The 26,604-nt window shown below is 59.6% G+C and carries 22 protein-coding genes and 6 pseudogenes; 25 read left to right on the top strand and 3 right to left on the bottom strand.

Annotation, left to right across the window (positions count from 1 at the left end; genetic code table 11):
- Positions 1-154: 154 nt before the first annotated feature.
- Positions 155-436, top strand: coding sequence for a hypothetical protein (locus IVB42_RS06195; protein WP_247469886.1), 282 nt, complete (start codon positions 155-157; stop codon positions 434-436).
- Positions 437-745: 309 nt separating this feature from the next.
- Here the strand turns inward: IVB42_RS06195 and IVB42_RS06190 are convergent.
- Positions 746-1,746, bottom strand: a pseudogene (locus IVB42_RS06190) (IS256 family transposase); the annotation flags it as partial.
- 515 nt (positions 1,747-2,261) lie between these two features.
- On the opposite strand from IVB42_RS06190, the gene IVB42_RS06185 reads away from it, so the two are divergent.
- From IVB42_RS06185 to IVB42_RS06095, 21 genes and pseudogenes are all read left to right on the top strand, one after another.
- Positions 2,262-3,035 (top strand): hypothetical protein, encoded by a 774-nt coding sequence (locus tag IVB42_RS06185; RefSeq protein ID WP_247469885.1) that lies wholly within the window; start codon positions 2,262-2,264, stop codon positions 3,033-3,035.
- Positions 3,036-3,211: 176 nt separating this feature from the next.
- The gene (locus IVB42_RS06180; protein ID WP_247469884.1) at positions 3,212-4,036 is read left to right on the top strand and encodes an enoyl-CoA hydratase-related protein; all 825 of its coding nucleotides are present in this window, start codon (positions 3,212-3,214) and stop codon (positions 4,034-4,036) included.
- Between the two features lie 369 nt (positions 4,037-4,405).
- The gene (gene pimC, locus IVB42_RS06175; protein WP_247469883.1) at positions 4,406-5,605 is read left to right on the top strand and encodes a pimeloyl-CoA dehydrogenase large subunit; all 1,200 of its coding nucleotides are present in this window, start codon (positions 4,406-4,408) and stop codon (positions 5,603-5,605) included.
- Between the two features lie 90 nt (positions 5,606-5,695).
- Positions 5,696-6,859, top strand: coding sequence for an acyl-CoA dehydrogenase family protein (locus IVB42_RS06170; protein WP_247469882.1), 1,164 nt, complete (start codon positions 5,696-5,698; stop codon positions 6,857-6,859).
- A gap of 61 nt (positions 6,860-6,920) precedes the next feature.
- Positions 6,921-9,131 carry an acetate--CoA ligase family protein gene (locus tag IVB42_RS06165; RefSeq protein ID WP_247469888.1) on the top strand — a complete coding sequence of 737 codons (2,211 nt, stop codon included), beginning with the start codon at positions 6,921-6,923 and terminating at the stop codon, positions 9,129-9,131.
- Positions 9,132-9,353: 222 nt separating this feature from the next.
- Positions 9,354-10,211: a MaoC family dehydratase gene (locus IVB42_RS06160; protein WP_247469881.1), complete on the top strand. Its 858-nt coding sequence runs from the start codon at positions 9,354-9,356 to the stop codon at positions 10,209-10,211.
- Between the two features lie 161 nt (positions 10,212-10,372).
- Positions 10,373-11,254: an extracellular solute-binding protein gene (locus IVB42_RS06155; RefSeq protein ID WP_247469879.1), complete on the top strand. Its 882-nt coding sequence runs from the start codon at positions 10,373-10,375 to the stop codon at positions 11,252-11,254.
- The gene (locus tag IVB42_RS06150) at positions 11,220-11,510 is read left to right on the top strand and encodes a hypothetical protein (RefSeq protein ID WP_247469877.1); all 291 of its coding nucleotides are present in this window, start codon (positions 11,220-11,222) and stop codon (positions 11,508-11,510) included. The genes IVB42_RS06155 and IVB42_RS06150 overlap by 35 nt, the downstream gene beginning before the upstream one ends.
- Complete coding sequence (locus IVB42_RS06145; RefSeq protein WP_247469875.1) at positions 11,507-11,731, top strand: hypothetical protein; 225 nt, start codon at positions 11,507-11,509, stop codon at positions 11,729-11,731. Before IVB42_RS06150 ends, IVB42_RS06145 begins: the two co-directional genes overlap by 4 nt.
- Positions 11,732-12,082: 351 nt before the next feature.
- The gene (locus IVB42_RS06140) at positions 12,083-12,256 is read left to right on the top strand and encodes a hypothetical protein (protein WP_247469873.1); all 174 of its coding nucleotides are present in this window, start codon (positions 12,083-12,085) and stop codon (positions 12,254-12,256) included.
- Between the two features lie 119 nt (positions 12,257-12,375).
- Positions 12,376-12,540, top strand: a complete 165-nt coding sequence (locus IVB42_RS42210) for a hypothetical protein (RefSeq protein WP_346732212.1) — start codon at positions 12,376-12,378, stop codon at positions 12,538-12,540.
- 613 nt (positions 12,541-13,153) lie between these two features.
- On the top strand, positions 13,154-13,978 hold the full coding sequence (locus IVB42_RS06135) for an extracellular solute-binding protein (protein WP_247469871.1): 825 nt from the start codon (positions 13,154-13,156) through the stop codon (positions 13,976-13,978).
- The gene (locus IVB42_RS06130) at positions 13,968-14,273 is read left to right on the top strand and encodes a hypothetical protein (protein WP_247469868.1); all 306 of its coding nucleotides are present in this window, start codon (positions 13,968-13,970) and stop codon (positions 14,271-14,273) included. The genes IVB42_RS06135 and IVB42_RS06130 overlap by 11 nt, the downstream gene beginning before the upstream one ends.
- 563 nt (positions 14,274-14,836) lie before the next feature.
- A pseudogene (locus tag IVB42_RS06125) lies at positions 14,837-15,817 on the top strand (alpha-hydroxy acid oxidase); the annotation flags it as partial.
- 71 nt (positions 15,818-15,888) lie between these two features.
- The gene (locus IVB42_RS41880; RefSeq protein ID WP_346732213.1) at positions 15,889-16,050 is read left to right on the top strand and encodes an alpha-hydroxy-acid oxidizing protein; all 162 of its coding nucleotides are present in this window, start codon (positions 15,889-15,891) and stop codon (positions 16,048-16,050) included.
- A gap of 102 nt (positions 16,051-16,152) precedes the next feature.
- A complete protein-coding gene (locus tag IVB42_RS06120; protein ID WP_247469866.1) occupies positions 16,153-17,397 on the top strand; it encodes an ArgE/DapE family deacylase in 1,245 nt (414 codons plus the stop codon).
- A gap of 527 nt (positions 17,398-17,924) precedes the next feature.
- Positions 17,925-18,191 (top strand): transposase, encoded by a 267-nt coding sequence (locus tag IVB42_RS06115; protein WP_346732211.1) that lies wholly within the window; start codon positions 17,925-17,927, stop codon positions 18,189-18,191.
- 108 nt (positions 18,192-18,299) lie between these two features.
- Positions 18,300-18,761, top strand: coding sequence for a transposase (locus IVB42_RS06110; protein ID WP_247469865.1), 462 nt, complete (start codon positions 18,300-18,302; stop codon positions 18,759-18,761).
- Positions 18,758-19,112: pseudogene (tnpB, locus tag IVB42_RS06105) on the top strand (IS66 family insertion sequence element accessory protein TnpB). Before IVB42_RS06110 ends, tnpB begins: the two are co-directional and overlap by 4 nt.
- A 39-nt stretch (positions 19,113-19,151) precedes the next feature.
- Positions 19,152-20,709, top strand: a pseudogene (locus IVB42_RS06100) (IS66 family transposase).
- The gene (locus IVB42_RS06095) at positions 20,706-21,299 is read left to right on the top strand and encodes a UPF0149 family protein (RefSeq protein ID WP_247469863.1); all 594 of its coding nucleotides are present in this window, start codon (positions 20,706-20,708) and stop codon (positions 21,297-21,299) included. The pseudogene IVB42_RS06100 and the gene IVB42_RS06095 overlap by 4 nt, the downstream one beginning before the upstream one ends.
- Positions 21,300-21,329: 30 nt before the next feature.
- Here IVB42_RS06095 and IVB42_RS06090 read toward each other — a convergent pair whose 3' ends face one another.
- Positions 21,330-21,560: a hypothetical protein gene (locus tag IVB42_RS06090; protein WP_247469861.1), complete on the bottom strand. Its 231-nt coding sequence runs from the start codon at positions 21,558-21,560 to the stop codon at positions 21,330-21,332.
- A 1,378-nt stretch (positions 21,561-22,938) separates the two neighbouring features.
- On the opposite strand from IVB42_RS06090, the gene IVB42_RS06085 reads away from it, so the two are divergent.
- Both IVB42_RS06085 and IVB42_RS06080 read left to right on the top strand, forming a co-directional pair.
- Entirely contained in the window at positions 22,939-23,298 is a 360-nt protein-coding gene (locus IVB42_RS06085) for a transposase DNA-binding-containing protein (protein WP_247469859.1), read from the top strand.
- The gene (locus tag IVB42_RS06080) at positions 23,250-24,419 is read left to right on the top strand and encodes an IS4 family transposase (protein WP_247469857.1); all 1,170 of its coding nucleotides are present in this window, start codon (positions 23,250-23,252) and stop codon (positions 24,417-24,419) included. The genes IVB42_RS06085 and IVB42_RS06080 overlap by 49 nt, the downstream gene beginning before the upstream one ends.
- 1,674 nt (positions 24,420-26,093) lie before the next feature.
- On the opposite strand, the pseudogene IVB42_RS06075 reads toward IVB42_RS06080, so the two are convergent.
- Positions 26,094-26,270, bottom strand: a pseudogene (locus IVB42_RS06075) (IS256 family transposase); the annotation flags it as partial.
- A gap of 75 nt (positions 26,271-26,345) precedes the next feature.
- On the opposite strand from IVB42_RS06075, the pseudogene IVB42_RS06070 reads away from it, so the two are divergent.
- Positions 26,346-26,604: pseudogene (locus IVB42_RS06070) on the top strand (IS110 family transposase); the annotation flags it as partial.

Below are 26,604 nucleotides of genomic sequence, written 5' to 3'. Positions count from 1 at the left end.
GCCGCATCAGCAAGATCGGCCGCAGTCACGCGCGCGCCATGCTGGTCGAGGCGGCCTGGGCAGCGGCCAAGGGGCCCGGTCCGCTGCATGCGTTTTTCGCCCGCATCCGCGTCCGGCGCGGCCATCAGATCGCCGCGGTGGCCGGAAGCTCACCGTGCTTTGCTGGCATTTGTTGACGAAGGGCGAGGATTACCTGTGGGCGCGCCCGGCACTGGTCGCCATTAAGACCCGCGCGATGCAGCTTCAAGCCGGACATCCGCAACAGAAAGGCAGCCGGCGTGGGCCAGCGTATGCCTACAACATCAAGGCATTGCGCGACCGCGAGATGTTGATTGCCGCACAGGCGGAGCAAAGCTACGAGCGCTTGGTGACGCAATGGAAACCACGGCGGCCAAAAACCGGCGCGCGGGCGCCTCAGCTCGGCAAGACAAAATAGGGCAGCCTGGTGGCGCTTGCAGCCGATGCGCCACGCTTCGCCACGAGGTCGCCCGCGCCCGCCAAGGATAATCCCGCCTGACGGCAAGTGCCAGCCAGGAATGCAGTCCCGTTCCACGCCAGCATGCCGCCGTGCCCGGGCCGGTCAAGGCCAAGCCTTGCGGTGGCCGCAAACGCGGCCAGCCTTGACCGCCCCTGCGCGCGGCGGCTGCGAGATCGGTGGCCGGGACGGAAGAATGGCCCGCAGCGCGACCGAACAAAAGAATGGACTTACGGCGATCTCCGCAATGCCGCGGCCATGAAGAAATCGCTTGTCCATCTCATCCGTGGAGTGCAGCTTGGTCCGGTGCTGCGGCGGGAACGTCATGTAGGCGAGCACGTCGGTCTCGGCGTCGTCGAGGAATCCGGCAAGCTTGGGCAGCTTGGGACGGAGCTGATCGGAGACCTTGCGCCACTGCGTTCGCGCGGCCTCGGCGTCGTCCTGGGCAAACGCGGTGGCGATGAAGGCGGAGACGACACGCCGGCCGCTCTTACCGGCATGCGCCAGTGCGTTGCGCATGAAGTGGACGCGGCAGCGCTGCCAGGAGGCATTGAGCACCTTGGCCACAGTGGCCTTGATGCCCTCGTGGGCGTCGGATACCACCAGCTTGACGCCGCGCAGGCCGCGGCGGGCGAGCTTGCGCAGGAACGCCGTCCAGAACGTCTCGGCCTCGGAAGGGCCGATGTCCATGCCGAGGACCTCGCGTCGGCCGTCGCTATTGACGCCGACCGCGACAATCACCGCGACTGAGACGATGCGGCCATTCTGGCGCACCTTCACGTAGGTGGCGTCGATCCACAGATACGGCCAGTCGCCCTCGATCGGACGGGCGAGGAAGGCTTTCACCTTGTCATCGATCTCGCCGCACAGCCGGCTGACCTGGCTCTTGGAGATGCCGGTCATGCCCATGGCCTGGACGAGGTCGTCCACCGAGCGGGTCGAGACGCCCTGCACATAGGCTTCCGCACCACGGCGGTGAGCGCCTTCTCGGCCATGCGTCGCGGCTCCAGGAAGCCCGGGAAGTAGGAGCCCTTGCGCAGCTTGGGAATGCGCAGCTCAACCGCGCCGGCGCGGGTCTCCCAAGTCCGGTCGCGGTAACCGTTGCGCTGGGCCAGGCGCTCAGGGTTCTTCTCGCCGTAGGCCGCCCCGGTCTGGCTTTCGACCTCCAGCTCCATCAGACGCTGGGCGGCAAAGCCGATCATCTCGCGCAAGAGATCCGCATCAGGGGTCTTCTCCACGAGCTTGCGCAGGTTCATCATATCGTCGGTCATCGGTGGTTCCTCTGGTTGCGTTGGCGTGTCGCAACCCGATCCTACCGGAGAACTGCCGGTGACCACCGCAAAGCCGGCCGCCCGCTACCGGCGCTTTTTGGGGGCGCGCGTCCGGGCGGCTTTGCTCTACCGAGCTACACCACCACTGGGGACACGACTAATGCTGACGGCTGAGCTGCAACGCTATTCAGTCATCCAAGTCTGGAATCCGAACAAAGTGCGCCGTATTTGCAGAATTCTGTCACTCTGAAGCCCTTTTCGCAATATGAGCGACATTGGCCATGCAATATAGTTGCTGTCCGCGTGCACGGCACCTTGCCGCGGCAGTGCAACGTGCTGATGCGGAGATCATTTGAAGGCGAGGGACGGCGACTATCTCCCGCCTCTCGCGTCCGGATTCACCGAGGCTTACTGTGGGCGCGCGACGGATTGGATACAATTGCCCGAGCGATTCCATCGGAAGGGCCTGTTGCATGCCCCTCAAGAGCGTGACTGGACCAAGAAGGAAGAACGTGATGACTGAGGCTCTCTATTTCAAGAGCGATGATATGGTGTTTGCGCAAATTCAAAGCGACGCCAGTGGCTCCGCGAGGCTTTGCCAATTGGTTGGTCCCGAAATTAGCAAGACCATCAACGCCGGCGTGGCCATCTACGATGGCTGCTCGATTGAGCGCCGGGTGAACTACGACGAGGCCGCCGTCGTGCTTAGTGGAACATTTCGCATTCTCACCGGCGAAAACTACAGCCGCGTTATTGAAGCGAAGTTCGGGGATGTAATTTGGCTCACCAAAGGGGCCCGCTTGAAGTACCAAGGGGACAAGGCGAAGGTATTCTATGCTCGTCATCCAGTTGATTGGACTACGGGCAGCGCGCTTATCGAGGGGGAGAAGCCGACGACTGATGTATATCACTTCAGAAGCACGGACATGATCTATTCACAGATGCAAATCTATTCGGGAGGCTACGCATCCACGTGCAGCCTCGTTACTCCGGAGATTAGCAAGTCGCTTGGCGCTACCATTGCGACCTTTAACGCTAGCTCCGTCGACTGGACGACGGAATACGATCAGATCTCGGTCGCGCTGGGTGGAGTTATGCGGATTCGCTCGGGCGAAAACTATAGTCGTGCAATGGACGTAAGGTTGGGGGATGTGGTTTGGCTGCCGAAAGGGACTCCCCTGAAGTACGAAGGCGAAAGAGGAATTATGTTCTTCGTCCCGTACCCAGTTGATTGGCGTCTCCGGAGCCAGCCGGTGAGGCCGAAGCCATGGCCTGCATCAGTGCGATGAACCGCCCGGCTATGGGAGCTCCGCAGGAATGAAGTCTGCGATGCCCATAGTTTCCGATCTTTACGGCTCGTAAGCTCTTCCGGCGCACCCTCGAATTGCGGCGAGCTCTGTAAAGGTTTGGCTGTTCCTCCGTAGGTTAATTGCCCAGGCGCGGCAAAGTACAATGAGGTATGAGCATGTCACAGACATCAAAAATCGACACCGGAACAGATGACCTGCTTGCAGTGATTCGTGATCGAGTGGCCGTCATAACGCTTAATCGGCCACAGGCGCGCAACGCAATTTCCAAAGACATGAAATCGGCTTGGGTCGAGCTGATCAAGCGCTTTGCTGATGACCAAAACGTCGGCGCCCTCCTTATTACCGCTGCAGGGACCGCATTTTGTGCCGGGGGCGATGTAAAAGGCATGGGCCAAAGTCCGGCAACAGTCGAAGTAACGTTTGAACAGCGGGTGGCTGATTTGCGGGCTGACCAGCGAAGGCTGATTGGAGACCTGTTCGCAGTGAGAAAGCCAACGGTTGCGGCGCTTCCCGGGGCAGCTGCCGGCGCGGGCCTCGCGCTTGCTCTCGCCTGCGACTTCCGCATTGCTGCACAGTCCGCAATCCTGACCACCTCATATGCGAGAGTCGCGTTGGCCGGGGATTGCGGCATAGCCTGGCTGTTGACCCGGCTGGTCGGAGTCTCGCGCGCGCGCGAACTGATGCTCCTGTCCGAACGCATCGATGCGCGACGAGCGGAAACCATGGGCCTGCTCAATCGCGTGGTGGCCGACTCGGATTTGGCCGAATCGTCCTTTGCTCTTGCGGCTTCACTCGCTCAGGGACCTACTTTCGCGTTTAGGTGCATGAAGGACAATCTGGATCACGCTCTCGAGTTTGGCCTTTTGCAGTCGATGGACTACGAGGCCGAGAACCTGATCAAGACGGAATTGACTTCTGACCACAAAGAAGGCGTGCGGGCGTTTGCGCAAAAGCAGAAGCCTGTTTTTCAGGGCCATTGAGTTAGTAGCCGCTCGAGCGACCAACCTGCAGCAGCAAAGCATCGAGTAACGATCCGCTGGCCCGGGTAAAAAATGCCTGCGGTGCGGACACGAATGTTCGGGTCCAATTAATGCAATATCATTCCCAGGCTCTGACGCAGGGCGGCAAATCGGCATTCGCTCAGGCGAACATGTCTCTACGCGATCACGCCTGCCCTGCCGTAAACCACGATCAAACAGCTCCCCAGCGCGCCATAAAGTGCCGTTTTCGTAGTTTCGCGCAGTTTTTCAGCGCCGCGTCGGCAAATTTGAGAGCTTTGCGGTCGCGGGCCTAGGTATATTTTGGCACGACGGGATCGGCGCGTCATGTCGCGCAACTAGGAAGTAACGATGGATCTGAACTTTACCGCTGACGAACTTGCCTTCCGCGACGAGGTCCGGGCGTTCTGCCGCTCCGCAATCCCCGTGGACATCCGCGAGAAGCTGATTGCTGGCAGGCATGCTAGCAAGGACGATAAGGTGCGCTGGACGCGTATCCTGGCGCAGAAGGGGTGGGCGGTCCCGCACTGGCCGGTCGAGCACGGCGGTACGGGATGGACACCGGTCCAGCAGTATATTTTTGGCGAAGAAGTGAGCCAGACGCCGGCACCGGAGCCGGCAGGTAGTGGCATCAACTTGGTTGGCCCGGTTATCTATACGTTTGGCAATGAAGCGCAAAAGAAGCATTTTCTGCCGCGCATTGTAAACGTCGATGACTGGTGGTGCGAAGGCTTCTCCGAGCCGGGGGCCGGCTCCGATCTCGCCTCGCTCAAAACAAGAGCCGTGCGCAAGGGTGACCACTATATCGTCAATGGCCAGAAGATCTGGACGTCTTTGGCGCAATACTCCAACTGGATCTTTTGCCTGGTTCGGACTGATCCTGATGCCAAGAAGCAGCGGGGCATCTCATTTCTCCTCATCGACCTGAAGTCTCCCGGCGTAACCGTGCGTCCGATCCAGTTGTTCGACGGCTATCCCGAAGTTTGTGAAGTGTTCTTCGATGACGTGCGGGTTCCCGTCGAGAACCGTGTGGGGGAGGAAAATCGCGGCTGGGATTACGCCAAGTTCGTCCTTGGCAATGGGCGCGTCACGATCGCTTGTGTCGGCCTTTCGAAGGAGCGCATCCGGCGCATCAAGGAGCTTGCTTCAAGCACCCGGGTTGGTGGCGAGCGCCTCGTTGACAGGGCCGATTTCCGCAAGAAGATCGCCGCGGTGGAGGTCCAGCTCAAGGCGCTTGAGATGACGCAACTCCGCGTCGTAGCCAACCAATCGAGGCTAGAAAAGGGTACGCAGGATCCCGCGAGCTCGATCCTAAAGATCAAGGGCTCAGAGATCCAGCAGGCAACGGCTGAGCTTCTGATGGATGTGATCGGTCCTTACGCGCTGCCCTATCAATCAGAGCAGGAGTTTCAGCGCGAGGAGCCGTCCATTGGTCCGGGTTGGGCCGGCCCGATCGCGCCTGCCTATTTCAACGGACGCAAGGTACCGATCTACAGTGGTTCGGATGAGATCCAGAAGAACATCATCGCAAAGGTCGTCCTTGGCCTGTGACGCTTCGGCATAATCACAAGATGCTGTCTGCGCAGGGCTCTAAAAGGCTTGAGGGGCAAAGATGCGGCCCCGATTCAGGAGGTTTTTCTAGTGGATCTTGATCTTTCGGAAGAGCAGAGGCTCCTTAAGGACGGCGTCGAGCGCTTGATGCGTGAGCATTACGGCTTTGAGAGTCGCCGCAAGTACCAGGCCGAAACGCTGGGATTTAGTGAGGCGATGTGGGCGCGCTATGCTGAGCTCGGGCTTCTCGGTCTGCCTTTTCCGGAGGCTCATGGCGGGCTCGGCGCCGGGCCGGTCGAGACAATGATTGTCATGGAAGCGTTCGGCAAGGCGCTTGTACTCGAGCCATATTTCGCAACGGTGGTGCTTGCAGGCGGAGTCCTGCGGCATGGAGCGAGCGAAGCCCAGAAGGCCACTCTCATCCCTGCTATTGTGGAAGGTCGGACCAAGCTTGCCTTTGCCTATGCCGAACCGCAGTCACGCTATGATCTCTTCGATGTTGAAGCTCGGGCGAAGAAGGACGGCGGAGAGTGGGTACTGAACGGCACTAAGGGCTTGGTCCTCCACGGCGACGTCGCAGACAAGATCATAGTGTCGGCGCGAACGGCGGGGAGCGCGCGAGAAAAGGAAGGCATTGGCCTTTTCCTGGTCGATGCTCATGCGCCGGGCCTTATCCGTCGCGCCTATCCCACACAGGACGGGCTGCGTGCGGCCGAGATCACGCTTCAAGATGTACGAATCGCTGCCGCTGACGTCATCGGCGGCCCGGCGGGCGCTTTCCCAATTATCTCGCGAGTTGCGGACGAAGCGGTTGCAGGCTTGTGCGCGGAGGCCGTCGGCTGTTTCGCTGAAATGCATGCCGTCACGGTCGATTACTTGAAGACGCGTAAGCAATTCGGCACGACAATCGGCTCCTTCCAGGTGCTTCAGCATCGCGCGGTCGACATGTTCGTCGAATTGGAACAGTCGCGTTCCATGGCGATGTACGCCACCATGATGGCAGGAGACAGTGATGTGACCGAGCGTGAGCGGGCGATCTCGGCGGCAAAAGCGCAAATCGGGCAATCATCGAAAGCGCTCGGGCGCCAAGCTATCCAGCTCCACGGCGGCATCGGTATGACGATGGAATACAGCATAGGGCACTACTTTAAACACGTGACGATGATCGATGCGTCGTTCGGCGATACCGACCACCATCTTCAGCGGCTCGCCTCGCTCGGAGGCCTCTTCGGCGAGCAAGCTATTCAACAATAGGCCGGGACCTCGCTCGAACGAGACGCCGGCGTGACGCAATACGAGAACCGACGGGTTGAACATGCAAGTTGATCGTGTGCCGCGACAGGACAGCCTTCAGCAGGGAAGGGCGGCAAGAATCAGCCACCTTTTTCGGCCGGAGTCCGTCGCCGTTGTAGGCGCTTCCCAGAAGGGAGGCTTCGCAACGGAAATCCTCACGAATATCAAGAAATGGGGTTTCTTGGGCGAGGTCGTTGCAGTGAACCCGCGGTACACGCAGATCGCGGGAGTGCCATGCTATCCGAGCTTGACGGCCATACCTCATCCGGTCGGGCTCGCTATGGTCGCCATTCCAAGCAAGGCCATCCCCGAAGTCCTTGAAGATTGCGAAGCCGCTGGTGTGCGAGCGGTCCAGATCATTTCGAGCGGATTTGCCGAGCAGCCTGGGGAGGGGGCCAGTAAGCAACGCTGGCTTATGGAGTGGGCCGAACGAACGGGCATCCCGGTGGTCGGTCCAAACTGCTTCGGCTTGATGAACGCGGCCAATCAGCTGATGGCGGTCCCGTTGGACTTTCACACCATGAAGGCGGGCGGAATTAGTTCTATCCTGCAGAGCGGCACCCTCGTCTATAGCTTGATCGTGCCACTCCTGGCTCGCGGAATCGGCATCGGCCGTGTGGTCACAGTGGGCAATGAGGCATGTCTCGATGTCGCAGATTTCATTGATTATTTTGCCGATGAGCAGGACACGCGCGTCATAACCTCGTACTGCGAGCAGATCAGGCGGCCGGTCGAATTCATCAAGGCTTGCGAGCGCGCTGCCGACAAGGGCAAGCCCATTGTGATGATCAAGGTTGGCCGCTCTGAAAAGGCCCGTCAGGCGGCCTTGGCTCATACCGGCTCTCTCGTAGGCTCAGACGTGGCGATCGATGCCGTCCTCAAACGATTGGGTGTCATCCGGGTCGATACGGTTGATGATCTCATCGAGACCGCAGTCGCGTTGTCTTCGGCAAAGCGGCCCCTTGGGCGCCGCGTAGCATTCGCGTCATTCTCTGGTACTGCCGCCGGCATCCTGTCTGACGTCGCCGATTCCTACGGCATAGACTTTCCGCCACTGCCCGCACCGGCGAAAGCTCATCTGGAAACGGTCTTTCCCGAGTTCGGCAATGTCGGCAATCCGCTCGATCTCACCGCGCAAGGCGGCTATGACACGCATATCATCGATGAGTCGCTGAACACACTCGCCACCTGTGGCGCGTATGACATGGTGATCTGGGGCCGGGGCTTTCCTTCGTGCCTGGATATGCGTTCGGCTCTTGGAGAAGCTTTGACGCGAGCTGCTGCGGTGTCACCCGAGGTTGTATTCCCGATCCTGAGCCTTGCCGGCGGGCATTTCTACACCTCTCTCGACCCAAAAGATCCGATGGTCGAGCCGAAGGCCGAATTCGCGGGCATGCCATTTCTGCAGGGTCTCGCTCCCGGGCTGAAGGCGCTCTCTGCTCTCATTGGCTATGCTGAGTTCCAACGCGCTCGCAAACCAGGCGATCGCCTCTCGGCTCAGTGGGGCCGGCGCAGCGATTGCTATTCTGAGGCGTTGCGCATCATGCGTGAGGCGAAGGACGATGTTTTGACGGAACGTGAGGGCAAGCGTCTAGTTGCGCTCTACGGAATTCCAGTCACGCGCGAAGCGCTTGCTACTGGGGCGGATGAGGCGGCGCGGATTGCACAGACGCTTAATTTCCCCGTGGTGATGAAAGTCGAATCGGCCGAGATCGTGCACAAGACTGACGTTGGCGGCGTCATCTTGAACATTCCATCATCGAAGAAAGCAGCGGAAGCGTTCGAGCGAATTATGAACTCGGTCAGGTCGCTCCGCCCAGGAGCGCATATTGCCGGAGTGGTCGTGCAAGAAATGGCCAAGTCGGGCCCCGAAATCATGCTTGGCGCGACTTTCGATCCGCAATTCGGGCCCGTGATTGCCATCGGATTGGGCGGAATCTGGGTTGAGGCGCTCAAGGATGTGCAAGTGCTGCTGCCGCCCTTCGATGCCGCCGACGTGCAATCTGCAATCGGGCGGCTTCGCGGCGCAAGCGTTTTACGTGGTGCGCGGGGCGGCGCCAAGGCAGACTTGGAGGGATTGGCCGACTGCGTTGTCAGGTTCGCGACGCTCTGTACTGATCTGGCCGACGAAATCGGCGAGATCGACATCAATCCTATTATCCTTTCTGCCACTGGCGTCGGGCTAACTGCCGTGGACTGCCTCATCACAAAAAAGACGCCCAAAGGAGATTGACGGAGGAGCCGGCGATCGGTTGCGGTGCTTGGTTCGAGCAGCGAAACGTTCGGCAAAGACAGATATCACCGCCTGATTGACGAGAGAGGCGGGGTGGAGTTGATTTTTTCAGCTAGCTAGGGATCTAAGCAACGCAACGATCGTTGCTTGATCCATTTTCCGCAACAAGTAAGCAGCTGAGCCGCTAAAATTGGCTAAGCCTCAGCGCGAGGACAGATCAAAATGGCAATCAACTATGAGCAGCTGATGGCCATGAAGAAACTCGGCCAAAAATACAGCTATAGCGATCGCGACGTGATGCTTTACGCGCTTGCTGTCGGCATGGGAGCTGATCCCATGGAGGAGAGGGAGCTCGCTTTCGTGAACGAGGCCACAGTGACGGCGCGCCCGCTGGCGGTCGTACCGACGTTTGCGTCAGTCGCAGCGGGCTTCGCTGAACCCGGTAAGTTCAACCTGAACTCCATCGCGTTGGACGGCGAGCGCGATATCACATTCCACAGCACGCTTCCGCCCGCTGCGCATATCACGGCCGACTCTTCGGTGATTGCGGTCTATGACAAGGGCAAGGACAAAGGGACGATCATCCGCTTCCAAACGATGCTGAAGGCGAGCCACGGCGCACCGCTGGCAACCCTTATGACTTCGTACTTTGCCCGTCAGGACGGCGGTTTTGGCGGCCCGTCCCATGGTCAGCCCAAGCCACACCACATGCCCAGTCGAGCTCCCGATCGGATCATCAACATTCGCACGCGCCCCGATCAGGGGCTGATCTACCGGCTTTGCGGCGACCGTCACCCGCTGCATTCCGATCCGGAGTCCGCCAAGCAATTCGGTTTTCCGAAACCAATCCTTCACGGCTTGTGCACCTACGGAATCACCTGCCGTGGAATTTTGCAAACCTATGCCGATTATGATCCCAACGCCTTCAGGCGGCACGCGGCGCGGTTTTCAGCGCCCGTCTACCCCGGGGAGACCGTGACGCTGGAGATGTGGAAGGACGGAAACGTGATCTCGTTCGAAGCGAGCGTGAAGGAGCGCGGCGTCACGGTCGTCAAGAACGGGATGACAATGCTTGGCTGACACCCGGCGTCGCGGTACTGAATGATTTCGCGAAACTTGCCCTTTCTTCTGCAGTATTTCTTCGATCCTCACGGATTTATGCGCTCTTTGTACTGCGTCAGCTGGCTACCTGCCTAATCATAAGCCGAATACAACGGTTCTGCATACCGAGGGGGAAAGTCGTGAGCAAAGAGACTTCCGGGAATCATTCAGTTAGTGGCCCGACCCGCCGCCTGGTAGTTCAGTCGGCGGCGACCTTACTCAGCCTGCCATTTGTTGCGAAGACCACGAGAGCTGGGGCGCAGGAGACGCTTCGCGGTAGCGGCGAAGTCGTCGTCTTCAGCTATGGCGGTTCCTTCACTGAAGGGGTTCGGCGAGCTGTCTATGAACCGTTCACAAAGGCGACTGGAATAAAAGTCGTGGATGTAGTCGCCGATTTGGCCGAGCCACAGGTCAAAGCGATGCACCAGGCTGGCCGCGTCGACTGGGATATCGCCTATATCGAGGCAGAGGCCTATCCGGCAATGCACCAAGCCGGGATGTTTGCGCCCATCGATTACAGCCTCTGGGATCAAGAAGCGCTTGAGGGAACGCCGCCGCATACGCGTCTCAAAGACGCGGTCGTGGGACTTGCGCCCGCGATCGTACTTGCTTACGACCAGCGGCTCTTTCCGGGAGCCTGCCCACAAGACTGGGCGGATTTTTGGGACGTCAGAAAGTTTCCGGGACCGCGGGGGCTTGACACCCTCTTCGGCAAGCACGCCATCCAGTTTGCGCTCCTGGCCGCCGGTGTCGCGCATAAGGATATCTGGCCCCTCACCGATGACAAGCTCGATCGCGCGTTTGCAAAGCTTAACGAGATCAAGCCGTACATTGCCAAGTGGTGGAGCGCGGGCGGTGAAGCGCCTCAACTTATGATCAACAAGGAATGCTATAGCCGGCGCATTCCATGGCCGCTTGATTGCTGCGGTCCGCCAGGGCGCACCGATCAAATTTGTCTGGGAGGGAGCCTACGTCACCTACACTTATATGACGGTTCTGAAGGGCGGCCCCAATACGACTAACGCGCAAAAGCTGATCGCCTTCCTGAACCGCGCGCAGATTGCGGCCGGGTGGACGCAGGGCACCGGCTATCCCGGGCCAAATACTAATCAGCTCAAGTACCTGCCGACCGAGTTGATCCCGCAGGTCAACGTGAATCCGCAGAACGCCGCGAAGTGTATCATCGATGACGCCAACTGGCTGATAGAGACGCGCCCGGACGGAAAGACCAACGCAGATCACATCCAGGAGCGCTGGCTCTCATGGCGGACACAATGAGCTCCACTGCGATCATCCGTCCCGACCAGTCCTGGCGCGCTTTATACCGCAGGAGCTCCGTGCTGGAGCTTGCTCTGGCGAAAGTTACTCCGGAACGGTCTGGCGATGAAGTGCGTGCCATCGGGCTGGAGAATTGGATCGACGTTGGAGGACAGCTTAGACTTGCCATGGCAAGCGACAAAGCGCAAAAGTCCTTCCTGACCATTGTGATAACGCAATAGGACTTCCTTTTCGCGTCTATACCGCTATTCCAGAGCCACCTTCGATGTCAATCGATCTCTGTCGGACCCTTATCGATAGCATCCACACACGATCACATTTCAATCTCATATTCGCGGCGCGGGATAATCATGAAATCGGCGGGAGAACGTACGCGCGCAACGTTCGCGAGGGCTGCACACTTCGTCAAAGGCCTAAGCGCGCAGTCTTTGCCAACAGGACCCTGGCTTCTTCGTTGAAAGCCTGCGTGGAGACGCGCTTATATTATCGTTTTGGATTTTAGTGGCTAGGCCGGCCCCAGATGGAACGAACTCCACAGGGGGGCTGGCACCCAGCAGAGAGAGGGTAGCTAGATGAATGGTTCTCAGCTCACGCAAGGCAAGCACTCGTTCCCCTCGCGGCGCCTGAACGGGGCGTTCTACGGCGCACCGGTGGGTATCTTGCTCCTTGAGCGGGTCGGCCGGGGCGGTGAGTTCAAGCGTCCCTTCATCCCGGCAGCGTCGGCAATGCTGGCACTTGGCGCGTAGCTGTCCGCTACAAAAGGATTCCTGGTCTCTCATTCAATGAACTCGTCGCACCCGATCACGAGAAGTACGCGTCGGCTGCTGTTCAGGCGGCCGTCGAGCTCGTAGGTAAGGGCGCACAAATGATTACAACCAACTGTGGGTTCATGTTGCGATACCAAGAGGCCGTGCGCGCTGCCGTCGACGTGCCCGTGTTGCTCTCACCTCTGCTTCTCGGTCGACTTCTGGGACAAATCTTCCGCGCGATAAATCGCTTGGGATCATTACGGCGAAGGCATCGTCGTTGACTGCGGACCTGTTGGAAGCGGCCGGATTAGCGGCCGATTCAGACCGTATCGCCATAGTGGGCCTCGAGAATGCTCCTTTCTTTGCCGCTGCTTTTCTCACTGCCACCGGTGACCTCGACGTCTGTGCTGTCGAGAGGGAAACCGTTGCTGCCGCAGTCGCTCTCGTCAATAGACGACTGGACGTCGGGATGCTGCTCTTGGAGTCTTCAGAGTTACCGCTCCGCGCGGCAGCCGTTCAACGAGCTACGAGGGTTCCGGTCTTCGACTTCACCTCAATGATCGAATTCGTCATTGGGGGGTTGATGCGACGGCCATTCACCGGGCTCACTAGCTGATGACGTGGCAATTGACTCCTAAGCAGAACTCTCGCGCTCACCAGCTCGTGCGTATTAGCGAGCCGCTTCAATCTATCACGATCAGCCGCGTTGGACGAATTCAACCCGATCTCTCTCATCGCCGCAGACTCGCGGCGTCGCCGCTTTGTAAGTCGTCTGTCAGCTAACACTACGAAGACCGAGCTAATTTGTAGGGTCGTCTACGGGTAAGTTGAACACTTCTATGACATGCGCATCCTAGGCGAAGAAAACAGGTTATGTCTAACCGGGAGGAGATCATGACGAAACAGGCTTCTCACAATTATCCGACATGTGGCCGAAGCCGGCGATCGATCCTTCAATCAGCAGCGGGGCTACTGAGCATGTCCTTTGATGCCAAAGCGACGCGGGCCTTGGCGCAGGACAGGCTAGCAGGCAGCCGCGAGGTTGTCGTCTTCAGCTACGGCGGTTCATTTACCGAAGTCTATAAGCCGTTCACAAAGGCGGTCGGAATAAAGGTCGTAGATGTGGTCGCCGATTTGGCAGAGCCCCAGGTGAAGGCCATGCACCAGGCTGGTCGTGTGGACTGGGATCTCGCCTATATTGTCGTGCAGAACTATCCGACAATGCATGACGCTGGAATGTTTGCTCCTGTAGACTACACGCTTTGGGACCAAGAGTCGCTCGAGGGAACGCGGTCGCGCGCACGTCTCAAGGATGCAATTGTCGTTTTGCAAACGGCAGGCGTGCTCGCTTATGACGAGGGAGTATTTCCGGGCGGCGGCCCCCAAAACTGGGTGGATTTTTGGGACGTCAAGAAATTTCCGGGAGCCCGCGGGCTTGAGGCCCTGCCTGGTAAGTATACGATCCCCGTGGCGCTACTCGCAGCCGGCCTCCCACATCGGGATATCTGGCCCTTGACAGACAACAAGCTTGACCGCGCATTCGAGAAGCTTAACCAAATCAGGCCTTATGTTAGCAAGTGGTGGAGTGCAGGCGGTGAAGCGCCTCAACTCTTGATTAACGGTGAATACGCAATGGCTAGCGCATTTGACGGCAGTGTAACCGCCGCGTTTCGAAAGGGAGCGCCGAGGTTCGTCTGCGAGGGGCTGGTTGAGTTATAGCTATGCAGCAATTCTTAAGGGTGGCCCCAACACAGGAAATGCGCAAAAGCTGTTCGCATTCTTAAATCGCGCGCAGATTGCCGCTGGATTTACTCAAGCGACTGGCTATCTCGGCCCGAACACACATCAACTCCAGTATCTCCCGCCCGAGTGGATCCCCCTGCTAACTATTGATCCGAAAAACACTTTGAAAGTCCTTCCCGAGGACAGCGCGTGGCTCGCCGCCAAGCGCCTCGATGGCAAGACAAATGCGGATCATCTGCAGGAGCGCTGGCTGGCGTGGCGCGCGCAATGAGTTCTGTAGCGATTAGCGGCTCGTCCAGACATTGGTTGAGGACGAACTGAACTCGTGCAATGAGGCTGGCCGGTCTGCGCGACCGAGCAGGTCGTGAGGAAGGCGGCCTGGGCTTGCCCCATTGTCGTCCTTCCTTTCTGCGCTCCTGCGCGTACACAGCTAGCAACGAGATAAGGTTGCTGCTCCAGCGCGCATCAGGAACATCACGCCCTGAGAGCTACTCGCCCGGGCTAAGAGCCTAGGCTGTTGAAGTTAACCGCCGACGTTTCGAAGCGCCGACGCGCCATCTACCCCCGCCCACGGACGGCAGATAACGAGCAATGCGGAATTCCGTCGAAACGCGGCCGACAGAGGTGAAAACCGGCTCGATAACTTTGATACGATCTGTCGCTGTAATACAAAGAGCGCGCACAAGCCTTCTGCAATCTTTCTACTTGCGGTGATGGACACCTCCATGGACCCGGGAGTGGGACGGCAGCACTCCGCGTGGTCACATTGGACTTCTACCCCGAATACGAGAGTGCGCGGTTGCGTAAGCATCTCAGACAACCAAGAGTGCAGAAGTGCTAGACAAGGCGACAGCGGGAATTGCCGCTCCAACTATTGTGCCGAAGACGCAACAAGGAGAGCTGCGGCGCCTTAATCGTTATCTCTGTCTCAACGATTTCGAGCCGGCGGCACGGCGTATCCTGCCAAAATACCTTTCTGGCTATATTGCCGGTGGCGTGGAGACCGATGCCGCCTTACGCTACAACCGTAGGGCCTTCGAAGAATACGGCTTCGTGCCGCGGGTGCTCAAAGACGTCTCTAGCCGCAACCAGAAAGCTACGCTCCTCGGCAAACCCTACGACTCTCCGTTTGGTATTTCGCCAATGCGGGCGTCGGCGCTGTGTGCCTATCGGGGAGACATCGCGTTGGCACGCCCGGCGGAGGCAACTGGTGTGCCGATGACACTGTCGGCTTGGTCCCTCATCGCCTTGGAGGACGTCCGCCGCAAGAATGAGGGGGTCTGGTACCAAGCCTACCTCCAAAACGATGATCGTATCGTGCCGGTCGTCCACCGCGCCGCCGCTGCTGGCTACGACACCTTCGTAGTTACCGCAGACCTTCCGGTATCGCCCAACCGCGAGCAACATATCCGCAATCGTTTCCAGGTGCCGCTTGCCATCACGCCACGCGTATTCTGGGACACGATTAGCCATTCCGGTTGGCTCTTCAACACCTTTGCGCGCACTGTGGTCAAGCATGATATGCCTCACTTCGAGAACATGGACGCAGCTCGGAGCCCGTCGATTCTCTCGAAACCGTCGATGCGCGATATCGATCGACCTGATCAGCTCGCCTGGAAACATATCGAGCTGATCCGCCGTCGCTGGAACGGTAAGCTCGTCATCAAAGGACTGATCTCGCCTGAAGATGCGCGGATCGCCCGCGAGAGCGGCGTTGATGGCGTCGTGCTCTCTAACCACGGGGGCCGTCAACTCAATTATGCCATCTCTGGGTTGCGCACTTTGCCGGTGATTGCTCCGAATGCAAAAGGTATGACGGTGATGTTGGATGGCGGCATTCGGCGCGGAAGCGACGTGATTAAGGCGCTCGCGCTCAGGCGCAGTTCGTGTGGGTTGGTCGTCCTTTCCTCTATGCCGCAGTTGCTGGCGGCCAGCCCGGTTTCGAGCGGGCGATCACGCTCTTGCAGGCTGAAATCGACCGCGACCTTGGGATGCTTGGCATTTGTAACCTTTCAGAGATCACGCCCGATCTCATACGCAAGCTCTAGTCGGTCGAAAGTCCAAGCTGCTTCCGCGCGCGACTGTTGTCGCGCGGCGGCCCCAACGGCGATCGCTCGATACACGCGAGATTGCTTCAACAAGAGGCACATATGACGGACATAAAGAGTGAACTCCTTCTTCGCTTGTCGGAACGTGAACGCGAAATGGTGGATTTCCTACGCCGGTTGATCCGCATACCGACTCCGAATCCTCCAGGCGATACAAACGAAGCAGTGGCTTTGATCGAGCAGTTCCTATCGGGCCGCGGCATCGCTCACGAAATTGTCGCCCCGAATTCGAAGATGCCAAACCTGATTGCGCAGTTCGCAGGGGATCGTGACGGCGCCAGGCTCGTCATGAATGGGCATGTCGATGTCTTTCCCGCCGGCGATCCTACCAAATGGACTCGCGATCCCTGGCAGGCGACCGAGGAAAACGGCTACATTTACGGGCGGGGAGCGTGCGACATGAAATCGGGCACAACAGCCCTGCTATTTGCCTTTGCAGAGCTGTTCGCGTTCCGCCATCATCTAAGAGGCTCGCTAGCTCTCACAATCGTGTCTGATGAGGAGACCTTTGGTCCGTGGGGCGCTCGATACCTCGTCGAACATAGGAAAGATGTTCTCGGTGACTGTCTACTTAGCGCTGAGCCAACTAGCCCGTACGCATTGCGCTTTGGCGAGAAGGGCCGTCTATGGCTTCAGTTACGTGTTCGCACGCCCGGAGCTCATGGCGCTTACGTTCATCTGAGTCGGAATGCCGTCGTTGTTGCTGCGGAAGTGATCGCAAGCCTTCGTTCGCTGCAGGATATCAGAAGTCCGCTGAACAGCCCACTTGCGATCACACTCCAAAGGCACGCCGCTGCTATCGACAAGGCCTACGGGGTTGGGGCATCGAAGATCATATCCTCCGCCACTGTAAATATCGGGCCAATCAGAGGCGGGGTAAAGATCAACATGATACCCTCAGAATGCGAATTTGCGGTCGACATACGCGTCCCGCCCGGCGTTCCGCATCTGGCGATCATGGACCGGCTGAGATCTATTCTGGCACAGTTCCCTGAAGCCGAATTCAGTGTCCTTGACCAAGATGAAGCCAGCACCTCTCCACCGGACCATCCGATGATCGATGCTTTGATTAAAAACTCGAAGCAGGTATCCAACATCGAGCCTAAACCGATTATCGCACTGGGCGGATGTGATGCTCGCCTCTGGAGATATGCGGGCGTTCCAGCATTTGTATATGGACCGTCGCCCACCGGGATGGGCACCGTCGATGAAGTTGTGCGGATCGATGAGTTTATGCATATAGCGAAAACCCACACCTTGGCCGCGTTTGACTATCTTTCGGGCTGATGGATAATGCCAAACTGACGCAGCGATCGTCGGCTCGTTCAGCGTGGAAGAGCCAGTCGGCGGGAGTCTATCAGCTCCGCACGCTGATCGCCGACGCGCCAATCGCCAACTGCTACCTGGCCGGCGCCAGCACGCGCCATTTGCGCCGGGCGCTCAGCGCTCTATTCGCAGCGCCGGGGTAAACGACGAAGTGAGCCGGGTCCAGCGCAGGGTGACGAGCGATTGGGATACCAAGAACTTTGCCTCGTCTGTTGCTACTACTCAGCGGAAGCCCTGCTACGGCTCAGGATCGGCCGGGATCAACTCGCGTTAAAGCCCGCTCACCTTCTCGATCCACGATCCGGACAAGTACTTTCCCCGGCTGCGGTTCTGCTTGAAACGGTTCGCATTAACGTGCGAAGAAGCGTCCGGCTTGGATGTAGGTTTGGGATGGGAATTTGACAGCAAAACGGACGTCCATTTGGCAGGCTCATCGGTAGGGCCGGTGAGCCGGCTGGAGCTCCTTGAAGGGACCGTCGGGACGCCGCGTGCGTTCGGAGGCTGAGAGAGCTCGGATCGTCGCCGAGAGTCTGCTACCCGGTACCCAGGTGTCCGAGGTGGCGCGCAAGCACGGAGCGACGCGCTGGCAGATTTACGATTGGCGACGACCCTTTCGACCGCGAGGCATGTTGGCGCCGTGCGAGGCGTCGCAGTCGAGATTCGTGCCGCTGGTCGGTAAGCCCCCGGTGAAGCTTTCAATTGCCCACAAATTCTGCTCCGACCATGGCGCCCAGCGCGATGTCGGTGAGGCGTGACAGCCCGCGCCACATGACGGTGTGTAACCGGCATGAGGCCCCCACCTCGCCATCGCGAGGTTCGCCTGTGATACAGCCTGGCATGAGCTGATCGGTGGAGGTGAACCGATGGCAAATGCCATGCTTGATGCTAGGCAGGAGGGTGACTCCTATCGTCGCGTCGAGGTGATCACTGGGGAGCGCCGACGGCGACGGTGGACGGGCGAGGACAAGGCCCGGATCGTGGCGGAGAGCTTTGAGGAGGGTGCGAACATCTCCGAGGTGGCGCGGCGCAATGGCGTTTCCCGCGGGCTGCTCACGGTGTGGCGCCGCCAGGTTGCGGCGGCGGTGGCCGGCAAGGCGCCGAACTTCGTGCCGATCCAAATTGGCGCCGGAAGCGGTGGCGGGACAGCTGGCGAGTCCGAGCGTATTTCGCCGGCACAAACGACGCCTTTGGAGATCGCCGCGCCGCCGGCCAAGCCCTGCGGGGTGATCGAGATCGAGGTGAGTGGAGCGCGCATCCGCGTCGAGCCAGGCGTGGAGTTGGCGACGCTTTCGACGGAGCTGTCGGCGCTCCGGGGTATCCGGTGATTGCGCTACGGTCTGACCTCAAGGTGGTGCTGGCGACACAGCCGGTCGACTTCCGCAAGTCCGGTGCACACGCTGTCGGCGCTGGTGAGCGAAGCGCTGCGCGCGAACCCGTATTGCGGCGACGTCTTCGTGTTTCGCAGCAAGCGCATGGACAGCATGAAGCTTCTGGCGTGGGACGGCAGCGGCATGGTGCTGGTGACGAAGTGGCTGCACCAAGGGCGCTTCACCTGGCCACCGATCCGCGACGGCGTGATACGTCTGAGTGCGACGCAGCTCGCGATGCTGCTCGACGGGCTCGAGTGGCCGCGTGTGTCGCCGAAGCCTGTGAAGCAGCCGGCGCTTGTCGGATGACGCGTGTGGATTTGTGGCGCGCGGATGTAGCGTTTGATCATGGCGATTCGTCCCGACGCTCTCCCGACCGACACCGCAGCTCTGACCGAGATGGTGCTCGCGCTCGACGCCGAGAACGAGAAGCTAAGTGTGGCGATGCAGGCACTCAAGGAGATGATCTTCGGGCAGCGCTCGGAGCGACTTGCGGTGCTCGTGGACGAGCAGCTCGCGCTCGAGCTGGACGATCTGGAGACCGGCGTCACACCAGCTGCGCCGGCCAACGACGATGCGGCTGCGACCAAGCCGGCTGGTAAGCCGCGCAAGAAGGCCCGCCGCAACATCGGCGCGCTGCCCAGGCACCTGCCACCCTGTGAGCAGGTGCTGGAGCCGGACGCGACAGCGTGCCCGTGTTGCGACGGCCACCTGCATATGATGGGCGAGGACGTCAGCGAGGTACTGGACGTGATCCCGGCGATCCTGCGGGTGCTGCGCACGATCAGTCCCAAATACTCCCGCCGCGGCTGCACCGACGGCGTGGTGCAGGCGAAGGTGCTGCCGCGACTGATCGAGAGCGGCATGCCCTCAACGGCGCTGGTGACCCACGTGGTGGTGTCGAAGTTTGCTTGGTATCTGCCGCTGTATCGGCAGGTGCAGATTCTGGCCGGTCAGGGCCTTCATCTCGACCGCGCGACCCTTGCCGGCTGGGTGAAGCGTGCGGCCTGGTGGCTCAAGAGCCTCTATGAGCTCCAGCTGCGCACGATCCAGGCCTCGCCGCGCGTGTTCTGCGACGAGACGCCGATGCCGGTGCTCGATCCCGGACGGCATCGCCCCCGCATCTGCCAGTTCTGGGCGCATGCCATGGACACCGCCCGTGGGGCGGCCCCGCGCCGCCGGCGGTCGCCTACGTGTTCGCCGGCGGCCGCGGCACCGAGGAGGTCGCCGGACAATTGACCGGCTTTTCCGGCATTCTCCAGGTGGATGGTTATGCCGCCTACAAGGCGCTCGCCCGCGGTCATGGCAGCGCGATCCAGCTCGCTTTCTGCCTCGCCCATGCCCGGCGCAAATTTGTCAAGGTCTACAAGACGACCCGGTCGCCATTCGCTCGCGAGGTGATCGAACGGTTGCAGGCGGTCTATGCCATCGAGGCCGAGATCCGCGGCAGCAGTGCCGAGCAGCGGCTTGCCGCCCGCCGCACCAGGACCACTCCGTTGATGGCGGCGCTCAAGGCGCCACTGACGGCAACGGTCGGCCAGCTCTTCTCCCAGTCGAAGCTGGCCGAGGCCATCAACTACGCGCTCAATCACTGGGACGGACTGACGCTGTTTCTTCGGGACGGCCGCGTCGAGGTCGATTCCAACACGGTCGAGCGTTCCATGCGCCCGATTGCAATGGGAAGACGCAACTCATTGTTCAGCGGCAGCGAAGGCGGCGCCGAGAGCTGGGCGATCCTGTCGTCGATCGTGAACACAGCAAAGCTTCATGAGCTCGATCCGCAGGCCTACTTGTCCGACGTGCTGGAGCGCATCATGTCTGGCGAACCAAGAGCCATCAGCTGCACGAGCTGCTCGCCTGGAACTGGAAGGCGGCCCGCGAGCGCATCGCACAAGCCGCCGCATGAGCCCGCGTCGCCGTTCAGCATCGTCGTCGATGGCCGCAGCCGCGATGCCGCTTGCGGAGCTCGAGCGGTGGCTCCAGGTTCGTGTCGATCGGCACCCTGCCGCCACCAATCTCACCATGCTCGATGGCTACGTCGCCGCGATCGTGGCCGGACCGGTGTCGATCAGCCCGCTCGACTGGATCTGCCCGCTGCTCGCCATCGATGCCGATGCTTTCAACCACGGCGGCACTCCGGAGTTCGCAGCGATCTCCGCCGTCGCGCTGCGCCACAACGAGATCAGCCAGATCCTTTCGACCACGCCCAGCCAGTTCGAGCCGATGCACCGGCGCAAAGCCAACGGCGACGTCGATCCGCGACCCTGGTGCCAGGGATTCTATGCCGCAACGCGGCTCAGGCCGTCGGCGTGGGCGCCGTTGCTGGACGCCAGCAACGTCAATCATGGCCTGCTTCTGCCCATCCTGCTGCACTGTCGCGACGATCAGGGCCGGCCGCTGCTCGGACCGCCACGAAGCGGGCGCGAGACCAGGGATTTTCTGCGCAACGCCCACGCCGATATTCCAGCGGCCGTCGAGGCCATGCGCCAATACTGAATGCCGATCCGCTACGCTCGCGCCCGCTGATCACCGCAGACGTGGGAGCTCATACCGGTTACGACGGTGTTGCCGGGCGGCGGATCGCTGGCGCGGGGCGAGATAACCGCCGAGCCGGGTGATCTTGATCAGATAGTGCGAGAGCGTTTTCTGTCTGTCTTTTGGTTTCTCGTTGACAAGGCGATCGAGCACGCCGATTTCAGTCGCAGTCAACGCGAGGGTTGCCGGCGCGTCTGGGGCGGAACGGTTGAGCATCGTCATCCAAAAGACGCGCCCACTCAGGATGCAAAGAGCGAGATCAGATAGGTCAGACGCGGGGCGCTCCTCAGCTTCAATTCCTTAGCTTTGCAGCCCGATTTGAGGATATTGTGGAACACCTCAATCTTCCATCTCAAAGCATACCATTCCAGTTTCTCAATGGGGTCGGTACGGGAACCAACAGGCAGATCGGTGATCGGTGATCAGTTTCCAATCGATCTTCTTTCTGTTTTTCGGCGTCCCGCGCTCTTAGGCATGGATCACCGTCAGAGTCAGGGCGGGATAGCGCTTCTGCTTTCCGATCGGCGGCAGAACGCGACTCTTGCGATACCTGATCTCAAGAACGCGTCTCTGACTTCGACGCGATGGAGCCCTTTGACGGCTAGCTCGTCCATCTCGTCGGCGATCGTGTGATCTCCGTCTCCGGCCAAGCGGCCGACGCAGGTCCTGATCAGGAAATGAGTTCCGGTCTCCTGTGCTGCGCAGAAACGCTCGTAGATGTCACTCTCGCGATAACCCGATATGATGCATCGTTCCGGATGATCCAAGAGGTGCGTAGACTGCTTCAGAGTCTCCAACCAGCGAACGCTTTCCCTTTTTCTCAATGGAAATCCGGGTCGGATTGATCTTCTTTTTAAGCGCTGCCGTCCCCTTGAAATTCTTCCGGGTCCAGCACTTAACGGCCGCCAGTCCCAGCGGCACCCCCTCGATTGTAACCCGCGAGGCTCGAATGCATCAGGATGCCGCAAACCGTGTGCGATCTGAGGCGGCCCGCCTTATCCCGTCCACTGTTTATGCTGTTGGTGATGCCGATCGCTTCTGACTTTTCGCGTTGATAACTAAACTCCGTTGTGTCGTGCAGCACAAGAACACGACCTTCAGCGGCGGCGGCGCGATCACGTGTCGATTTGAAATGGCTGGCCAGAATGCCCGCTTCGTTGACTAGGCTGCCTTGGTACTTGCCCAATCCTGGCAGACGAGCGGAATGCTTTGTCCTAGGGCGCCTTCCAAACTGCGTGAGCAGTTTGCAGAATCTGTCGCCGGGCCGCACGTCCTAAACTCGCATCCACTAATCTCTCGATCAATCCAACATTCACCGTCGAAGGACCGCAAACAGCCTTTTGCCGATCGATCCCTTGATCTTAGCCCCATAGAGCACCCCGTCGCGAACAGGTGCTCGGCAAGGAATCACAAGTGATTCTTTCGAATATTATTTCGCCGATCAGCGGATGAGTCCGAGTGGTCAAAGTTATGGGTAATTGAACACCGGCTTTCAATTACCCACAAGTGCTTGATTCATTTGCGCGAGGCTCGATCGAAGAGTCTTGAATCGCTTGTGATTCCTTGCCGAGCACCTGAATCGCGACGGCGAGGCGCCTTCATGGGTTCGAGCGGTGCGATATCTCGTCGGTCGGTGGGCCCGGATGGTCACCAGGATGATCGTGATGAAAGCGCCGTCGCACACTGGACTGAGCGCGAGATCGACAAGACGGCTGTCAAGGACGCCCGTCTTGGTCAACGATTTGGCGAGCTGTTAAGGCAAATTGGTGATGGCATGGGCGGGAGCATACCGTTCGCGTGCCAAGACTGGGCAAACACGAAGGCAGCCTACCGCTTCTTCGCCAACGAGCGCGTGGAGGAAGCCGACATTCTTAGCGGCCACTTCGCCGCCACGCGCACCCGTTACGATGATTGTACAGGCCCGATTCTCCTTATCCAGGACACCACGGAATTCTCCTAAAACGCGCGAACACGAGCGCGATCGGCATAACCAAGAGCGTCAATAGCGGCCGGGACAAAGGTGGCCGTTGGCGCCATCACACGGTGCGCGGAATGCTGATGCATTCCAGCCTCGCGGTGACCGTCGAGGGCCTCCCCCTGGGATTGGCGGCGGTGAAGTTCTGGACACGGAAAAAATTCAAGGGCACGGCCCAACTCAAGAAGAAGATCAACCCGACCCGCGTTCCCATCGAGAAGAAGGAGAGCGTTCGATGGCTCGACAATCTCAGGCAATCGATCGAACGGCTCGGACAGCCGGAGCGTTGCATTCATATCGGCGACCGCGAAAGCGACATCTACGAATTGTATTGCCTGACGCAAGAGCTTGGCGCTCACTTCTTTGTCCGCGCCTGCGTCGATCGGCTGGCAGGCGATGGCGGCCATACGATTGCGACCGAAATGGAAGAGACCAGCATCAAGGGCCTGCATTACATCGACGTGCGGGACGACAAGGGCGAGATGACGAAAGCCGCGCTGGAGATCAAGTTCAAGCGGATTGCGGTCTTGCCTCCGATCGGAAAGCAAAACCGCTATCCCGCCCTCGACCTGACGGTAATCCACGCCAGCGAGCGCGGTGCGCCAAAGGGCCGGAAACCCATTGAGTGGAAGCTAATCACGGACCTACCCGTCCGCGGACGCTCCGAGGCAATCGAGAAGATTAACTGGTACGCCATGCGGTGGAAAATCGAGATGTTCCACAAGATCCTGAAATCGGGCTGCAGGGCGGAAGACTCGAAACTGCGGACCGCGGAGCGCCTCGCTAATCTGATGGCGGTCTTCTGCATTCTCAGCTGGCGCGTGCTCTGGCTCACCATGCTCAATCGCACGGCCCCAGACGCGTCACCGAAGATGGCCTTGACGGACACCGAGATCGCATTGCTCGATGAACTCATCAGCGACGTCGGCAATCGACGATGTCGCCCTGGAACCCTCGCATTCTACTTGACCAAACTTGCACGATTGGGTGGCTACCTGGCCAGGGCCGCCGATCCGCCACCCGGAAATGTTGTCATCTGGCGCGGACTCTCCAGACTCACCGATATCGAACTCGGCGCCGAAATCGGAGCGGCTGGAAGTGGGTAATTGAGAGCCTCACCGGATGGTTACTGTGATCTGAATGTGCTAACGCGCACAGCGCGCGCCAAGCCGTATTTGTTGAACGCTTTGGGTGGCAGAATTGTCGATGACGAAATTGATGTCGAGCTGGGGGCACACTAGCCTCGATGTGGCGGAAAAGACGAACTCCTGGTGCCAATCGCGGGGTTTGCTTTGGGCGATGACCGCCCCGCCAACTATCTCGAAACTCAGGGCATATTCCCTATGAAGCATTGTGCTGAAATCCTCGCAGCTGGGAAGCAGCAAACGACAACATCTCTAACATAACATAGAAGATTCCTGATTGATCTCTTCAGTCGTAACGCGGCTGCCGACATTGCACAGCGTTGGACTGAGACAAGCATAAGTGAGCAGGCCAGCGAGGACGGCGGATTCTAGGAGAAACGGCGCAGAAGCGGAAACCTCGTACGGCCACCGCGAACGGCGCAAGGAGACGCACCGACGATGAAACCGGGCCTGGCCAAGGAGAAGCCGACGCTAGCAAGGGCATAGCCAGCGATGGCTATAACATAGTCTAGCGAGATAGCTACGACGAGGCTGCCGAGTGAGGCTCGCCCGGCACCCCATCGCAGGGTGGCTTTCGGGGTCATGCGAAAAACTGGAATCAAGCCCCAGAGCGCAAACAAACTCCCGATCGCCCCGCCGACCATCGCAATCTCCATATGACTTTGGGCGATGCGCAGCAAGGCCGCAGATGAGTGCTTAGCGCTTTGTTCGGTTCGTCGATGATCAGAAAGCCTAACGTCTGTGCCAGCGCATTCTGGCACACCAAGAGCAGGAAACCGTAAGCGAGGAATGGAGCACAGTTGGAGCGGAGCCACGGCGGTCCACGCGCCGTCTTATCACTGCGGAGCGCTGGCTTCGTCACGAAGATCGGCGCCTCATCTAGATAGCGGGCGACGATGATCAGCGTTGCCGTGGCGATCAGGGCAAACGCGTAAAGCGGCTCTGCGAATCCAACTCTTCCAATGATGAAGAGTGGCTCAACACTGGGCCAACCACACGGTGCCAAGCTAGACGCACCAGCGATGCTTGAGATCCACCGCGTGCGCTCGCCGGCTCAGGTGCGCTCCGCGATGTAGGTTTGAGGCGCCGGGCTGCCGGCCGAGCCGAAGAGCCCAAAGATCGCGCGGAAGACCAGGAAACATCCGAAGATAATTGTCGGAGTAGCAAGATGAGCTGCGCCGGCGCTCACCACCAGACCGCATAGCACCATAGAAACCGTAAATCCCGCAAGGCCAACGATCATGAGCGGCTTGCGACGCCGCCGATCCAATTCACGAGCCCAGAATGGTGAGGCCACGGCCCATAACAGAGAGGAGAGCGAGAAGATGGCCGCAACAACCCGGTGTTACCACGGCGGTAGTCAAAGAGAGGCAAAAGAGGATGATGAAGCAGCGGCGCGAAAGCCTGGGCACAACGGGCATGTGGCTTCTTGCTAATGGAGCCGGCGGTTAACATTGACTCCGGTCCGCCTGGAAGGGCTTTTCATCTGGGCTGCGCCCCAGTTTAAGGCGGGGCCAAGTCAACCAAAACACAGCATGACCTCGGCAGCCGAATTGTAGCTACCATCCGCAGTTCTTGTAGATCTTCGGCGCCCTGGTAGAGCTATCGCCAATTTTTCGTGACGGCCGGAGCCGGTCAGGCGGCGGCGGTTGCGGGCTGACGGTCGGTCGGCTTGGCGATGACCTCGATCCCGTTGTTGAATGTCACACCGATAACGAGTTTTGGCAACTGGTTGTGGCCATCGAGACGACGCCAATTGTTCTGGGCGCCCTCGACCAGTTTGAAGACCATCGCGAGCGCGGTCTTGTTGGATGTTGCGCCGAGAGCGCCAATCCGTAGTTGTCGTGTCGCCCGCAGCTCCCATCATGTGTCAGGCAGGAGGTGCAGATGCGACGGGTGATTGGCATCGACGTCCACCGAACTTTCGGGGAGGTGGTGATTTGGGAGGATGGCAGGCTCCGACATGCGGGCCGCATTGATATGACGCGGACTGCGTTGGAGGGATTTGGCAAGACCCTGCTGGCCAGTGATGAGGTGGTGGTCGAAGCGACCGGCAACAGCATGGCGGTATCGCGGGTTCTGGCACCGTTCGTGGCACGGGTGATTATCGCCAATCCGCTGCAGGTGAAGGCGATCGCCCAGGCTC

This window comes from Bradyrhizobium sp. 45, assembly GCF_023073155.1.
GTDB classification, from domain to species: domain Bacteria; phylum Pseudomonadota; class Alphaproteobacteria; order Rhizobiales; family Xanthobacteraceae; genus Bradyrhizobium; species Bradyrhizobium canariense_D.
Note: the sequence above shows the minus strand (reverse complement) of the source record. Positions and strands in the feature narration are given on the sequence as shown.

Excerpts from the sequence above, each read along its gene's own strand:
- IVB42_RS06140 (WP_247469873.1), top strand. The coding sequence starts at position 12,083 with ATGAATGGTTCTCAGCTCACGCAAGGCAAGCACTCGTTCCCCTCGCGG.
- IVB42_RS06110 (WP_247469865.1), top strand. The coding sequence starts at position 18,300 with ATGGCAAATGCCATGCTTGATGCTAGGCAGGAGGGTGACTCCTATCGT.
- IVB42_RS06165 (WP_247469888.1), top strand. The coding sequence starts at position 6,921 with ATGCAAGTTGATCGTGTGCCGCGACAGGACAGCCTTCAGCAGGGAAGG.
- IVB42_RS06185 (WP_247469885.1), top strand. The coding sequence starts at position 2,262 with ATGACTGAGGCTCTCTATTTCAAGAGCGATGATATGGTGTTTGCGCAA.
- IVB42_RS06090 (WP_247469861.1), bottom strand. The coding sequence starts at position 21,560 with ATGACGATGCTCAACCGTTCCGCCCCAGACGCGCCGGCAACCCTCGCG.
- IVB42_RS06095 (WP_247469863.1), top strand. The coding sequence starts at position 20,706 with ATGAGCCCGCGTCGCCGTTCAGCATCGTCGTCGATGGCCGCAGCCGCG.
- IVB42_RS42210 (WP_346732212.1), top strand. The coding sequence starts at position 12,376 with ATGATTACAACCAACTGTGGGTTCATGTTGCGATACCAAGAGGCCGTG.
- IVB42_RS06160 (WP_247469881.1), top strand. The coding sequence starts at position 9,354 with ATGGCAATCAACTATGAGCAGCTGATGGCCATGAAGAAACTCGGCCAA.
- IVB42_RS06145 (WP_247469875.1), top strand. The coding sequence starts at position 11,507 with ATGAGCTCCACTGCGATCATCCGTCCCGACCAGTCCTGGCGCGCTTTA.
- pimC (WP_247469883.1), top strand. The coding sequence starts at position 4,406 with ATGGATCTGAACTTTACCGCTGACGAACTTGCCTTCCGCGACGAGGTC.
- IVB42_RS06150 (WP_247469877.1), top strand. The coding sequence starts at position 11,220 with ATGACGGTTCTGAAGGGCGGCCCCAATACGACTAACGCGCAAAAGCTG.
- IVB42_RS06120 (WP_247469866.1), top strand. The coding sequence starts at position 16,153 with ATGACGGACATAAAGAGTGAACTCCTTCTTCGCTTGTCGGAACGTGAA.
- IVB42_RS06180 (WP_247469884.1), top strand. The coding sequence starts at position 3,212 with ATGTCACAGACATCAAAAATCGACACCGGAACAGATGACCTGCTTGCA.
- IVB42_RS06135 (WP_247469871.1), top strand. The coding sequence starts at position 13,154 with ATGACGAAACAGGCTTCTCACAATTATCCGACATGTGGCCGAAGCCGG.
- IVB42_RS06085 (WP_247469859.1), top strand. The coding sequence starts at position 22,939 with ATGGGTTCGAGCGGTGCGATATCTCGTCGGTCGGTGGGCCCGGATGGT.